9 protein-coding genes, 2 pseudogenes and 1 riboswitch are annotated in these 15,091 nt (G+C 34.8%); of the genes and pseudogenes, 2 read left to right on the top strand and 9 right to left on the bottom strand.

The genetic code is table 11. The features are described from left to right. Positions 1-75: 75 nt before the first annotated feature. Positions 76-224, bottom strand: a riboswitch (Lysine riboswitch). Positions 225-415: 191 nt separating this feature from the next. Next, positions 416-1,042, top strand: a complete 627-nt coding sequence (locus LZ578_RS07015; RefSeq protein ID WP_235144480.1) for a glycosyltransferase family 32 protein — start codon at positions 416-418, stop codon at positions 1,040-1,042. A 40-nt stretch (positions 1,043-1,082) separates the two neighbouring features. Here the strand turns inward: LZ578_RS07015 and LZ578_RS07020 are convergent, their stop codons facing one another. From LZ578_RS07020 to parE, 7 genes and pseudogenes are all read right to left on the bottom strand, one after another. Then, positions 1,083-2,045, bottom strand: a complete 963-nt coding sequence (locus tag LZ578_RS07020) for a magnesium transporter CorA family protein (protein ID WP_235144481.1) — start codon at positions 2,043-2,045, stop codon at positions 1,083-1,085. 17 nt (positions 2,046-2,062) lie between these two features. Continuing rightward, a complete protein-coding gene (locus LZ578_RS07025; RefSeq protein WP_235144482.1) occupies positions 2,063-2,887 on the bottom strand; it encodes a metallophosphoesterase in 825 nt (274 codons plus the stop codon). Between the two features lie 139 nt (positions 2,888-3,026). Beyond that, positions 3,027-3,956 carry a manganese-dependent inorganic pyrophosphatase gene (locus tag LZ578_RS07030; RefSeq protein ID WP_235144483.1) on the bottom strand — a complete coding sequence of 310 codons (930 nt, stop codon included), beginning with the start codon at positions 3,954-3,956 and terminating at the stop codon, positions 3,027-3,029. 92 nt (positions 3,957-4,048) lie between these two features. Beyond that, positions 4,049-4,809, bottom strand: a pseudogene (pflA, locus tag LZ578_RS07035) (pyruvate formate-lyase-activating protein). Between the two features lie 75 nt (positions 4,810-4,884). Then, entirely contained in the window at positions 4,885-7,113 is a 2,229-nt protein-coding gene (gene pflB, locus LZ578_RS07040; RefSeq protein WP_235144484.1) for a formate C-acetyltransferase, read from the bottom strand. A gap of 290 nt (positions 7,114-7,403) precedes the next feature. Then, positions 7,404-9,841: pseudogene (parC, locus tag LZ578_RS07045) on the bottom strand (DNA topoisomerase IV subunit A). Between the two features lie 35 nt (positions 9,842-9,876). Further along, on the bottom strand, positions 9,877-11,961 hold the full coding sequence (gene parE / locus LZ578_RS07050) for a DNA topoisomerase IV subunit B (RefSeq protein ID WP_235144485.1): 2,085 nt from the start codon (positions 11,959-11,961) through the stop codon (positions 9,877-9,879). 202 nt (positions 11,962-12,163) lie between these two features. On the opposite strand from parE, the gene plsY reads away from it, so the two are divergent. Continuing rightward, entirely contained in the window at positions 12,164-12,769 is a 606-nt protein-coding gene (gene plsY / locus LZ578_RS07055; RefSeq protein ID WP_235144486.1) for a glycerol-3-phosphate 1-O-acyltransferase PlsY, read from the top strand. Positions 12,770-12,846: 77 nt separating this feature from the next. Here plsY and codY read toward each other — a convergent pair whose 3' ends face one another. After that, positions 12,847-13,665 (bottom strand): GTP-sensing pleiotropic transcriptional regulator CodY, encoded by an 819-nt coding sequence (gene codY, locus LZ578_RS07060; protein ID WP_235144487.1) that lies wholly within the window; start codon positions 13,663-13,665, stop codon positions 12,847-12,849. Positions 13,666-13,672: 7 nt separating this feature from the next. Further along, positions 13,673-15,082 carry an ATP-dependent protease ATPase subunit HslU gene (gene hslU / locus LZ578_RS07065; protein WP_235144488.1) on the bottom strand — a complete coding sequence of 470 codons (1,410 nt, stop codon included), beginning with the start codon at positions 15,080-15,082 and terminating at the stop codon, positions 13,673-13,675. Between the last annotated feature and the right edge of the window lie 9 nt (positions 15,083-15,091).

The raw sequence follows: 15,091 nt of genomic DNA on the forward strand, positions 1-15,091 counted from the left end.
TTTTATCTATTTTAAAAAAGAATATAAAAAAACCGTGAGCAAAAGGCTCACGATTGAGAATCGTCCTTTTGCCCCAACATGAATAGCTCACCATAGGTAAAATGGGCATTTTACCTTGATAGTTCTATGTCTTTTCAACATAGCCCCAATATCAATTGTATTGATACTTCGGCGAATTCCCCTTTCGTTTCCTACTAATGGTTTTCGCAGCCTCTAATTCATGTCGTTGTTTTATTCTTTTTATCACTATACTTTATAAAAAAAGAGATGTCAAACCTTTTCTCATTATAAATTCATTTGTTTATAGCCTTAATTTCATCATTCTAATCATAAACATTTAAAAATTTGGTAGAATAATTGATTTCCTTTACAATATAGGTATAGAGTCGCTGTCTATTATTAAGGAGGAGAACAAATGATTCCTAAAATTATTCATTACTGCTGGTTTGGTGGGAATCCACTAGGAGAAACTGAGAGAGAAGTTATGGCTAGCTGGGAAAAATTTTGTCCAGACTATAAGATAATGGTTTGGAATGAGGAAACCTTTGATGTTGAAAATATGGGTGACTATGTAAAAGAGGCTTATGCAGAAGAAAAATGGGCCTTCGTTTCTGATGTAGCTCGTTTGTATGCCTTGAAAGAACATGGTGGTATTTATATGGATACGGATATGGAAGTCATTCGGCCTTTGGATGATTTATTAACATTAGAGGCATTTATGGGCTTTGAGGTAGAAACGACCATTTCTACTGCAATGATTGCAGCAGTCCCCCATCATCCAACTATAGAAATGCTTTTCTCTGATTATGATGAACGCAATTTTAAAAATGAAGATGGCACTTTAAATGAAAAAACAAATGTAATTAGAATTACAGAAATTTTACAAGAGCATGGATTAGAGTTAAATAATGAAAAACAAGAAATATTAGGAATAACTATTTTCCCTAGAGTTTATTTTTCACCTAAAAGCTACTGGACTCGTGAAATTAATGATACAGATGAAACCTACTCCATTCATCACTATACAGGTTCCTGGTTGTAAAAAAGAGAGAAGACAGTATTTTTTCTGTCTTCTCTCTTTTTTATAAGTAATCTTTTTTCTTTAACCAATAAATCGTACCAATACTTAATAGAATGGAGATAATCACTAAAATGATAAAAGCAAATGGACTTCTATCAATAGGTAACCCAACATTCATTCCCCAAAAAGCCCCAATAATTGTTGGAATCGTTAGTACGATTGTTAAAGAAGTTAAGAATTTCATGATATTATTTAAATTATTTGCGATTACACTCGAGAAGACCTCACTTAATTGGTCGATCATTTGATTGGCCTCATGAACCATCACTTCTGCTTGATTAGATAGTATTTTTATATCGTGCAGGAGACTTTTTCCATTTACATCATCTGAATATATATCGCTCTCTATCAGACTACGAATAATTATATGATTCTTACTAATTCCCGTATTAAAATAAACTAAATTTTTATGAATGGCGATTAATTGATAGAAAGCCTCATTTTTTGTAGTTGATACAATATTTTTTTCCATTTCTTCTCTTGTATGATCAATTTCAGCAATATCTAGTATAAATGAATGAGTTAACTCCCATAAAATATCTAAAACAATATGGTTTCCTCTTAAAATATTAGAATGTAATTTTGATTTATTCTCATAAATATCTTTCAAAAAAAGAGGTGTTTCCGAACTGATTGTAAAAATTTGATTATCAGAGACAATAATAGCTAATGGTAGTGTTTGATATTCTCGATAATTCTCCAATTGCTTTTTTACTTTTGAATATAAAACAATTAAAAGGTGGAATTTTTCTCCTTTTTCATTTTGATACAGTTCTTGTCTAGGAACTTCATAACGATCTAAAACATCAATAATAAAATCAGAAGGAATTTCGTGTTCTTTTTTCAAAAAATAGATCTCTTCAGGTGATGGATTAGAAAAATGCAGCCATTTTGCTCGTTCCCAGTTATCTGTTTTCGTGTAGGTACGATTTTCATTTAACTGAATAGCTATCACGATCTTCACTTCACTCTCTACATTTATTATTCATTAATTAGAAATGTTTCTAGTGTATAGGATAATTCAGTATAGGCATCATTTGTATACCAATGTTTTCCATTTCCTAAACAGGAACAGTAATACTGAATACCATTTTCAATGAGTGTTTTTCGAAAGTGTACATGTCCCATTATACTATGCTTAATAGGATATTTTTCGTAGAGACTATAGTAGCTTTTGGCTCCTAGAAAAGCATTATAATAATCATAAATACGATTGGGTAGTGGTACAACAAACTGAGGGTGTGTAACTACATGAGTCATTAGAATGATTTCCCTATCCCCCACTAGCTGAATATCGTTTTCGATTTGATCTAACATCTGCTGAGCTACAACTTGATCTGGCTCGTTCCAGTGAACAAATAATCGATCATTCCAACCTCCTACCTTCAATTTTTTATTTTCAAACTCCACCGTCGAATACTTGTCACTAGCAAAGCCATAATCATACCACCCAGGGTTGCCTACAATTGCCGTTTGATCATTTATAATAAATGGATTTCTTACTGGGGATTCTTCTCTATCTTGAAAGGCTTTGTATATTTCTTTTGTATTTGTTTCACCATTTCGAATCGACCAAAAATCATGATTTCCTGGTACAAACAAAATCTCAGATACATCATGTTCTGCCATCTGATCTAGAAATTTCAAAGAATCATGGTAGTCCGAACTAATATCTCCTGCTAACAAAAGTAAATCGATTTCATTATTATATAATAGGTCCGCAAGAAGCCGATCATATTTTTGGCCTATTTCTAATTTCTTTTCGTTCATATCAATATGCAAATCAGATAAAACTCCTATTTTCAAACGGCTCTCCTACTTTCTATTTATTCATTTCATATTCTATTTTGAGTATATCACAATTCTGAAAAACTTCTTTTCTTTACCATTTTAAAAATAAAAAAATAGACTGAACAGAAAAGACTCAGTCTATAGTTATAATGATTTATTTAGAATATGCTTTTGTAAGTTGTGGAACTACCTGTTTTTTACGAGATACAACTCCGGGAAGGAATGCTGCATGCCCTTCTAAATCAACATGGAAGGCATTTTTAACAACATCAACTCCATCTCCAACTGCTAAAATAGTAGAGTTACTTTCGATGATATCAGTGATAACGAGAACGAATAAGTCATACCCTTCTGTTGTATTTCTTGTATTCATAAGCGTACATAAGTCCTCTTTTCTTTCGATAACTTCATCAATGTCTACAGTGTTAACTTGTGCGATTCGAACGCTTTTATCACTCATTGGAAATGATTTTGCGTCCAAATCTAATAGTTCCTCATTTGATTTACTAGTTAAGTTTGTACCTGCTTTTAACATTTCTAGACCGTACTCTTCAATATCAACTCCAGCAAGAGTGGCGAGTTCTTTTGCTGCTTCCTGGTCCTCGTTGGTACAAGTAGGCGATTTGAATAGTAAGGTGTCAGAAACAATTGCCGAAAGCATCAAGCCAGCTAATGAAACTGAGATTTCTAGTCCTTTTTCTCTAAACATTTTATAAATAATTGTATTCGTACATCCTAGTGGTTCTGCACGGTAAAATAAAGGATTAGTTGTTTCAAAATTTGAAATACGATGATGATCAACCACATATTTTACTTCAACATCTTTAATATCAGAAACACTTTGCTGCGCTTCGTTATGATCTACTAAAGCAACTGCCTTTGTTTCATTAGAAGCCGTATGAATAACTCGAGGTGCTTCTGTATGAAAGTGGTTTAAAGCATACGCTGTTTCTTCATTAGGAGCTTCTAGTGCAACTGCTTCTGCTTCTACTCCTATTTCATTTAGATAATGTGCAAATGTGATTGCTGATGCAATTGCATCTGTGTCTGGATTTAAGTGTCCAAATACTAATAACTTTTCCATTAATCAATTCTCCTTTTTATATGTTCTTTCAATCATAATAAAAAAAAGGAAAAGGGCAATAAATAATCATGCCCTTCCCTTTTATTATTCTTTTAAAGTTGTTGATACCCCATATATTCGTCACAACGTAATAATTTACGAGCATTTTCTACTCGAGCAGCAGTTGGAGGATCAATTCCTTCTAATTTATAGGGAATTCAAGAGTTTCCCATTTATAAACCCCCATTTTATGATAGGGAAGAATTTCTACTTTAACTACATTTTTCAAGGTAGCAATAAAATCTCCTAGGCGTGAAAGGTACTCATCATAATCTGTCCGTTCTGGAATAAGTACGTGACGAATCCATACAGGTTTTCCGATTTTTGATAAGTATTTTGTCATTTCAATAATACTATCATTTGGCCACATCGTAAGTTCTTTGTGTTTCAAACGATCAATATGTTTAATATCCATTAAAATTAAGTCAGTTACAGCCATCAATTCTTCAAAACGACTAAAGAATGGCTCATCGTAAGTAAAGGGTTGTCCACATGTATCTAGTGCCGTGTGGACTCCTTCTTTTTTAGCTTTTGTAAATAATTCAATCAAAAAATCGATTTGGAGTAATGGCTCACCGCCACTGATCGTGATACCACCCTTGGAACCCCAGAATTCTTGATATTGAAGAGCCATATCTAGCACTTCATCTGTTGTCATTTCAGTTCCGCCACCTATATCCCATGTATCAGGATTGTGACAGAATTGACATCTCATTCTGCAACCTTGCATAAATACTATAAAGCGGATTCCAGGGCCATCAACAGAACCAAAACTTTCCGTCGAATGTACGAAACCAGTTTGAGGTGAGGTCATCATCATTAACTCCTTTTTCATCAATTAATAGAAAAAGGATAGATATTATATCTATCCTTTTTTTATTTTTTAAATTTACATACTTTCGTGCATTGTACGATTGATAACATCCATTTGTTGCTCACGAGTCAATTTAATGAAGTTTACTGCGTAACCAGATACACGTATAGTCAATTGTGGATAGTTTTCTGGATGGTCCATTGCATCTAGAAGAGTCTCTCTGTTAAACACGTTCACGTTTAGATGGTGTCCACCTTTTTTAATGTATCCGTCTAACATATTTGAAAGATTTTCTTTTTGAACTTCTTCTTCACGTCCTAAAGCTTTAGGAATGATAGAGAATGTATTGGAAATTCCATCTAATGAATATTTGTAAGGGATTTTAGCTACAGATGATAGGCTAGCTAAAGCTCCATGAGTATCTCTACCATGCATTGGGTTAGCACCTGGTGCAAATGGTTCACCTGCAAGTCGACCGTCAGGAGTAGAACCAGTTTTCTTACCATATACTACGTTAGAAGTAATGGTTAAAATAGAAGTAGTTGTAACAGAATCTCTGTATGTATGGTGTTTTTGAACTTTTTTCATGAATGATTTCAACAAATCGATTGCGATTTGGTCTACACGATCATCGTTGTTACCATATTTTGGATAGTCGCCTTCAATTTCAAAACCAGTTGTAATACCATCTTCGCCTCTGATGACTTTAACTTTTGCATATTTGATTGCAGAAAGTGAGTCAGCAGCAACTGAGAATCCAGCGATACCAGTTGCCATTGTACGCATAACATGAGTATCGTGTAGTGCCATTTCTAAGGACTCATATGAATACTTATCATGCATGTAGTGAATTACATTTAATGTATTAACATATAACTTAACAATCCATTCCATCATTACATCATATTTTTCCATTACTTCATCATAATCTAAATATTCAGAAGTGATTGGTTGGTATTTAGGTCCAACTTGTTTCTTAGTTTTTTCATCAATTCCACCATTAATTGCATAGAGTAATGTTTTACCTAAGTTTGCACGAGCACCAAAGAATTGCATTTGTTTACCAATCTTCATTGCTGATACACAACATGCGATACCATAGTCATCGCCCCACTCTGGACGCATTAAATCATCATTTTCATATTGAATAGCACTTGTGCTAATTGAAATTTTAGAACAGTAGTTTTTAAAGCCTTGCGGAAGCATAGTAGACCATAGAACGGTTAAATTAGGTTCTGGTGCTGCTCCTAGGTTCTCTAGCGTACGTAAGAAACGGAAGCTACTCTTTGTAACCATAGAACGTCCGTCAAGTGCCATTCCACCAATTACTTCTGTTACCCATTGTGGATCTCCAGAGAATAGTTCTTGGTAATCAGGTGTTCTTGCATACTTAACCAAACGTAATTTCATTACGAAATGATCAATAATTTCTTGAGCTTCTTGTTCAGTGATAACTCCATTTTCCAAATCACGTTGAATATAAACGTCTAGGAAAGTTGAAGTACGTCCTAGAGACATAGCCGCTCCGTTTTGTTGTTTTACAGCTGCTAGATATCCGAAGTACAACCATTGGAATGCTTCTTGCGCATTTTTTGCTGGTTTAGAAATATCAAATCCATAAATATTTCCTAACTCTTTCAATTCTTTCAAAGCTCTATACTGCTCACTGAATTCTTCACGTAAACGAATGATATCGTCTGTCATTGTTCCATCGCCGATATTTTCGTATTCATTTAACTTATCTTGCATAAGGTAGTCTACACCGTATAAAGCTACACGGCGATAGTCTCCAATGATTCGTCCACGACCATACGCATCTGGTAGACCGGTAATAATACCTGCGCTGCGAGCTGCACGCATTTCTGCTGTATAGGCATCAAAAACTCCTTGGTTGTGAGTTTTTCTATAATCACGGAAGATTTTTGAAATTTCTGAATCAATTTCATAGCCAGATTGAGAAGCCGCTTGCTCACTCATTCTTATTCCACCAAATGGCATTAAACTTCTTTTTAGTGGCTTTTCAGTTTGAAATCCAACAATTTTTTCTTTATCTTTATCGAGGTAACCAGCATCATGAGAAACAATAGTTGAAACCACTTTTGTATCCATATCTAGAACTCCACCAGCATCTCGCTCTTGCTTCGTTAATTCCATTACTTCTTCCCAAAGTTCTTTCGTATTTTCTGTTGCTTCAGCTAGGAATGCTTCGTCACCTTTATATTCCGTATAGTTATTGAGAATGAAATCGCGAACGTCAACTTCCTGTTTCCAAGTTCTTCCTTTGAATCCCTGCCATTGTTCCATGAGCTTGATTCCTCCTAAAAATATTTTTGTTTTTTTATTAGTGATATATGTAACACGTTTTATATTTATAGTATAACACGTTAAAAAGATTGTGCAACACTTATCAATTAAAAAATCAATTTTTTCTTTTTTATTTATCTATTTCGCCCATAAGTCTATTCTGACAACCTTTTAAAAAAATATATTTTTAAAAAAATCTGCTACTTATTTCACTTTCTGTGTGAAACAAAAAGAATCGAACTGTATTATATAACAGTTCGATTCTTATCTTTTTGTACTAAAACACATTTTTATTTTAGTGTTTGTGAAGAAAAAAACATTTTTCTTACGGAGAATACTTCTCCCTCACTTTGCTCATTTAAAAATGAAGATCCGTTACTGTATCGAGGAGTATAAGAAATATCTTTATTTACAATTTCTTTTTCTGCTCCCCGAGAAGTTTTAATGGAATAGATGGTGTTCAAATCAGAAGTCTCATCCATATAAATAACTCGATGTGGATTTGTTTTCAATTCTTTAAGAAGTAGAACGCCCCGCTTCGCTCTTCCCGTTCGGGCAACCTCACCTGAACGGAATCGTTTAACATTTCCTCGTTGAGTTATAATTAGGATTGGATACTTATCGTTTCCTTCTTCAAATACTACGCCGCCCACTACATAATCCTCTTCTTTAAGATTAATAGCCTTTACTCCACTTGTTCTAAGCCCAGTAATGGTTGCTTCCTCTACCAGGTATCGCAAGGCATAGCCACTATGGGTAATTAAAAAGACTTCTGGATTTGCTTGTCCTTCAACAAAATGAATACTTTGCACAACATCTGTTTTAGTTTTTAATTTAATTGCAACACTTTTTTCTTACGATATCCTCTAAAGGTTTTGTATTCAGAAAGTTCACTCTGTTTAATAAATCCTTCCTTGGTTATAAAAAGAACTTGCTTGTTTTCTTTATACTTGTCACCATTTGGTAGGATTTTTGCAGCTATCACTTCTTCTTCGGAATTAAAGGGGATCGTTTGGGATAAATGGTGACCCATTTCTTTCCATTTTAGTTCTGGAAGTTCATGAATAGGAAAATGAATATAATCCCCCTTATTTGTAAAAATTGCAATAGCATCCAGAGTAGATGCTTTTTCAATTAACAATGGTTGATCTCCATCACGCATTCCGATACTTTCTAATTCAGAAGCACCAAAAGAACGTTGGTTTGTCCGTTTATAGTATCCCTCTTTAGTTAATACGACATACACTTCTTCTTCGGCAATCAAAAACTCGGTTTCAATTTTAATTTCATCAATTTCTTCTTCTACAATCGATCTTCTCGGTGATGCGAACTTTTTCTTAATTTCAGAAAGTTCATTTTTCATCACTTTATACAAAATCTTCTCATTTTTTAAAATACTATTGTAAGAAGCAATTTGTTCGTTTAATTCTAACTTTTCATTTTGTAAAGCCACAATATCTGTATTCGTTAATCGATACAATTGTAAAGAAACGATTGCTTCTGCTTGAATTTCTGTAAAATTAAAGGATTTCATTAAGTTTTCTTTAGAGTCTTTTTTATCTTTACTATTACGAATCAGATGAATAACTTCATCCAAAATCGACATCACTTTAATAAGAGCATCTACAATGTGGAGACGTGCTTCTGCTTTTCTAAGGTTATAATTTGTTCTACGAGTGATTACTTCTTTTTGATGGCCAACATATGCTTGTAAGATATCAGCTAACCCAACTTGCTTCGGACGTCTCTCATCAATTGCCACCATATTAAAATTATAATTAATTTGTAAATCGGTGTTCTTAAATAGATAATTCAAGATTCCGTCTGTATTGGCCTCTTTCTTCAGCTCTATCACAATTTGAAGACCGGTTCGATCAGACTCATCCCGAACTTCTGCTATTCCTTCTATTTTTCTATTGATTCTTATTTCATCAATCCGTTTAACAAGAACCGCCTTATTTACTTCATAGGGAATTTCATTAATCACAATTTGTTGTTTCCCACCACGTAACTTTTCAATCTCCGTTTTAGAGCGAACAACTACTTTCCCTTTTCCAGTTTTGTAAGCACTTTTTAATCCTTCTAAGCCTTGAATAGTTGCTCCAGTAGGAAAATCAGGTCCTTTCACATATTTCATTAACTGACTTAAGGTTGCATTTGGATGATCAATCAAATGCAAGGTAGCATCAATTACTTCTCCTAAGTTATGAGGAGGGATATCCGTTGCGTACCCTGCAGAAATCCCAGTAGTTCCATTAACTAGCAAGTTAGGATAGCGTGCTGGTAAAACAATAGGCTCTTCATCTGTATCATCAAAGTTTAAAATAAAATCTACAGTTTCTTTATCAATATCACGTAAGAGCTCTGCAGATATTTTAGACAGACGTGCTTCGGTGTACCGCATCGCTGCTGCTGGATCTCCATCCATACTTCCATTATTACCGTGCATCTCAATTAGAGGCTCCCGCATCTTCCAGTCTTGACTCATTCGTACCATCGCCTCATAAACACTAGAATCTCCATGCGGATGATAGTTTCCGATGACGTTTCCGACGGTTTTTGCTGATTTTCTAAATTGTTTTTCGGATGTATTTCCACCTACGTACATAGCATAAAGAATCCTTCGCTGTACAGGTTTCAATCCATCACGTATATCTGGAAGGGCACGGTCTTGAATAATGTACTTTGAATAGCGACCAAAACGATTACTCATGATGTCTTCCATCATCAACTCTTTTATTCCTTGTTCTTGTGCTTCTCCCACTACCTGTCACCACTTTCAATATGAAGCTCTATTTGATCAATTTCATCGCTTCTATCTATTAATTTTTCTTTTTTATCTTTTTTCATTTGTTTTTTTACTTCTTCTGAACCTTCATTCACTTCATTTAAATCAATGGAATCGTCTTCTAAAATGCTTTTTTCTTCTTCCATAGAGAATTCAACATTTTTCTCGATCCATCTTCTTCTCGGCTCTACTTTATTTCCCATTAACGTTGTTACTCTTCGCTCTAATTGAGCTTTATCATCCACTAGGACTCGGACTAACGTTCGAGATTCAGGATCCATGGTTGTTTCCCATAGTTGGTCAGCATTCATCTCACCCAATCCTTTGTATCGCTGAAGGATGTAGCCTTTTCCAATGATTTTAGTTTTTTCTACTAATTCTTTTTCTGTCCACGCATACTCAATTTTTTCCTTTTTACCAATTCCTTTAGATATTTTAAAAAGTGGTGGTTGTGCCAAATAAATTTTCCCTGCTTCTAGTAGTTCTTTCATATATCGATAAAAAAATGTCAGTAATAGAACTTGAATATGAGCCCCATCCGTATCCGCATCCGTCATGATAATGACTTTGTCATAGTTACTATCTTTTAAATCAAAATCAGTTCCTACTCCGGCACCAATCGTATGAATGATCGTATTAATTTCTTCGTTTTTAAAAATATCTTGAATACTGGCTCGTTCTGTATTGATTACTTTTCCTCGTAACGGAAGGATTGCCTGGAATTTTCGGTCTCTTCCTTGTTTAGCTGAACCACCAGCAGAATCCCCTTCGACAAGAAATAATTCATTCCTTTTAGGATTCTTACTTTGAGCTGGCGTTAATTTACCAGAAAGAAGAGAATCTCCTTTGCCTTTTTTCTTTCCATTTCGAGAAAGTTCCCTTGCTTTTCGGGCAGCATCTCTGGCTTCACGAGCCTTCAATGACTTTCTAACTAACATTTGAGCTGTATCCCCATTCTCAATGAGGTATACACTTAACTTTTCATTGATGAGGTTGTCCACAATAGAGCGTGCCTGTGGGGTACCTAGCTTGCCTTTGGTTTGTCCTTCAAATTGTAAAATCTGTTCTGGGATGCGTAAAGAAAGTACTGCTGTAAGACCTTCTCTCACGTCACTTCCTTCTAGATTTTTATCCTTTTCCTTTAACAAGCCGACTTTTCTAGCATATTCATTGAATGCTTTTGTCATACCGGTTTTTGCACCAATTTCATGTGTTCCACCATCTTTAGTACGTACATTATTGACAAAAGATAAAATGGTTTCAGAATAAGCATCATTGTATTGAAATGCAAAATCTACTTCAATACCTTCTGCCTCTCCATTAAAACTTGAAATTTCATTTAGGCTATCTTTTTCTTCATTTAAATAGGCTACGAACTCTTTAATCCCTTCTTCATAAAGAAACGTATCATTTTTTTCGGAACGTTCATCTGTTATAGAGATTTTTAATCCTTTTAAAAGGAATGCAGATTCACGCATTCGTTCTGCTAAAACATCATAGGATAATTGTGCATTTCCAAAGATGATTGGATCAGGTAAAAAGTGAACGACACTACCATTTTTCTTATTGATATTTTTCTTTTTCTTTATTTTTCCGTGTGGTTTCCCACCATCTATAAAAGACATCATATAAAGAGTTTTATCTCGTACAACGGACACATCTAAATATTCGGAGAGAGCGTTCACTACGCTAGCTCCTACACCATGTAGTCCACCAGATGTCTTGTATCCACCTTCTTGTCCAAATTTCCCACCTGCGTGTAGAACGGTAAAAATAACTTGCATGGTTGGAACTCCAGATGAGTGCATCCCAATCGGCATCCCTCTTCCATTATCTGTTACAGTGATACTTTGATCTTTATGAATGATTATTTCTATTTCATCTGCATAACCCGATAAAGCTTCATCGACTGCATTGTCAACAATCTCATATACCATATGATGAAGTCCACGGCTATCTGTGGAACCAATGTACATTCCTGGTCTTTTACGGACCGCTTCCATTCCTTCTAAAACTTGAATGGATTCATCATTGTACAAATTCTTATTTATTTCGACCATACTTAAACTCCTTCATTCGTCCGTAAATCGAACATCTATTCTATTATCATACTGTAAAACCATACTCTTGTAAAAGAGAAAAGTAGATGATAACCTTATTCTATCCGTATAAATTATTATAAACATAGTAGGAAAAACTAAAAAATAATGTTAATATTGTCTTTGTATTATATTTAAATCATTTATTTGAGGAGTGAACAGCTTGACCTCTTTAATTTGTATCATCCTTGCTTATTTACTAGGATCGATTCCTTCAGGTGTGTGGATTGGAAAACTCCTTTATAAAAAAGATATCCGTGAGTTTGGTAGTGGGAATATGGGAACTACAAACACATTCCGTGTTTTAGGTTCAAAAGCCGGTACGGTAGTTCTTATTTTAGATATCCTTAAAGGATCCGTAGCTACTTTATTGCCTATCTGGTTAGGAGCAGACATCCATCCTCTAATAACAGGAGTTATTGCTTCTGTAGGACATACTGTCCCAATTTTTGCCGGATTTCGTGGAGGAAAAGCAGTTGCAACGAGTGCTGGAATTATTTTAGCATATAATCCCTTGTTCTTCCTACTAGCTATCTCAAGTTTCGTCATTTATTTGTTTATTTCTAGTATGGTGAGCTTATCCAGTATTTTAGCTTGTTTAACAGCTGTGATTATCTCATTCTTTTTAGGTGATCTTCCCTTAACAGTAATGACTGTGATGTTGACATCTTTTATTATTTACAAACATCGTCCTAATATTACTCGTATTAAGGAAGGTACGGAAAGTAAAATTCCATTTGGCTTAGGTCATAAGAAGACCAAAAAGTAAGAATCAAATTCAATAAAAAAAGTGAAAAAGTTTGTATGCAATTCAATACAAACTTTTTCACTTTTTTACATATAAAATTATTCTCGCTGTAACTTCTGTTTAATGGCTTCCAGCAATTGGGAGGAAAACACACGGATATGTGTACCTTTCATCCCTAAAGATTTACTTTCTAGAATACCTGCTGATTCCATCTTGCGTAGAGCATTTACAATAACGGATCGCGTAATTTCATTTTTAGCTGCTATTTTGGAGGCATTAATCAAGGTATCCAAATCTGAAATAGTTTTAAATATTTCTTTTGCCGCTTTTAATTCACTATAGGACATGGATTTCAAGGCAATTTCAACAGAAGTATCCACTTTAGCAGCTGCTTCTGTTTTGAGATTCATCAGATGTAGCATTTCTATCCCCATGACTGCACCACTATGTTCTGCCAAGATTAAATCACCACTATCAAAAGAAGGCTCTATTCTTGCGAAAATAAGGCTACCTAACCGTTTTCCAGCAGCAAAGATAGGAGTAATCGTTGTGAGCCCTTTTACAAAAATATCCCGAGTTTCAATAGGAAATACTGTAATATCCGATTCAATCCCAATATTTGCTGTAGTAATGGAGAGGCCAGCTAAGTCATTTGCATAGTTTAAAGGGAATTTCTTTTCTACTAGCATCTGTTTGACCCGCGCATTATTAATATCAATAGCTTCACTGAAACCTAACAGATCGCCTTTTACATCAATCAAATAAACGTTTGCCTCTAAGATACCTGCCAACACTTTGGTCATTTCTTGAAAAGGGAGCTCTTCACTTCCATCTTGGAGGGCAGCGGTATTAATAAATCCACCCTCTTTCTGAAGCATTTGATTAATGAGTCGAAGTTTTTCTAATAATTCATCCATAGTACCCTCACAGAATGTAACGACGTAAATCCTGATCTTCCACAATATGGGAAAGTTTTTCATCAACGTAGTTCGCCGTTATCGTTATTTTTGTTCCTGGCATTTCTGAAGCTTCAAACAAAAGGTCTTCCAATAATTTTTCCAAAATCGTATGGAGTCTTCTTGCTCCAATATTATCGGTTTCTTCATTCATTTTAGCTGAAAGAGAAGCAAGACGTTCAATCGCTTCTTTTGTAAATGTAATGGAAACATCTTCTGTATCTAGTAAAGCAATATATTGTTTGATAAGAGCATTGTCTGGTTCAGTTAATATCCGCACAAAATCTTCTTCTGTTAAATCATCCAGTTCCACACGAATTGGAAACCGTCCTTGTAACTCAGGAATCAAGTCACTTGGTTTGGATACGTGAAAAGCCCCCGATGCAATGAATAGGATATGATCCGTTTGAATGTTTCCGTACTTAGTAGTTACTTGTGATCCTTCAACAATTGGAAGGATATCTCTTTGTACTCCCTCACGAGAAACTTGACCTCCTTGATCAGATTTAGAGGTAATTTTATCAATCTCATCAATAAAGATAATACCACTTTCTTCTGCTAAGTGTAACGCTTCTGTTGAAAGATCATTTTTATCAATCAATTTGTCTGTTTCTTCATCCGTCAGAACTTTTACCGCATCTTTTACTGACATTGTACGTTTTACTTTCTTTTTCGGTGTCATAGACTCTAACGCTGATTGCAACATCATCATTTGTTCATTCCCCATTGATCCTAAAGGATTGGAGCCTTTTTCTTCGACGGTTAACGTTACTTCACGATTATCTAAAATACCTTTACGAACTTGTTCGATAATATCTTTTCTTGCTGCAGCAATCTCTGTAGATACTTCTTCTTCCGCTTCTTCCTCTGGTTCATTCATTGCCGGCATTCCAAATGATTGGAACATGCTTTGTAATGGATTGGCTTCATTTGTTGTCGTTTTCTTCTTTTTCAATCCTGGTTTAAGAGCTTTTGCAATACGTTGCAACGCTTTTTCATAGGCTTGACTGTACACTTCACTTCTTTTTTCATTTTCTACTAGAAAAATTGCATTTTCAACTAAATCTCGAACCATAGACTCTACATCACGACCGACATACCCAACTTCAGTAAATTTAGTTGCTTCTACTTTTACAAATGGAGCATGAACAAGACTGGCTAGTCTTCGCGCAATTTCCGTCTTCCCTACTCCTGTTGGTCCAATCATCATAATATTTTTAGGTGTTACTTCTTTTTGCATGTCATCTTCTAAATGCATCCGTCGGTAACGATTACGAAGTGCAACTGCAACCGATTTTTTTGCATTGTCTTGTCCAATAATGTATTTATCTAATTCTGATACAACTTCACGTGGTGTTTGATTTGTATTTGTTTTCAATGGGTTCCC

Source organism: Jeotgalibaca sp. MA1X17-3, from assembly GCF_021513155.1.
Lineage (GTDB): Bacteria > Bacillota > Bacilli > Lactobacillales > Aerococcaceae > Jeotgalibaca.

Excerpts from the sequence above, each read along its gene's own strand:
- LZ578_RS07015 (WP_235144480.1), top strand. The coding sequence starts at position 416 with ATGATTCCTAAAATTATTCATTACTGCTGGTTTGGTGGGAATCCACTA.
- LZ578_RS07030 (WP_235144483.1), bottom strand. The coding sequence starts at position 3,956 with ATGGAAAAGTTATTAGTATTTGGACACTTAAATCCAGACACAGATGCA.
- pflB (WP_235144484.1), bottom strand. The coding sequence starts at position 7,113 with ATGGAACAATGGCAGGGATTCAAAGGAAGAACTTGGAAACAGGAAGTT.
- parE (WP_235144485.1), bottom strand. The coding sequence starts at position 11,961 with ATGGTCGAAATAAATAAGAATTTGTACAATGATGAATCCATTCAAGTT.
- codY (WP_235144487.1), bottom strand. The coding sequence starts at position 13,665 with ATGGATGAATTATTAGAAAAACTTCGACTCATTAATCAAATGCTTCAG.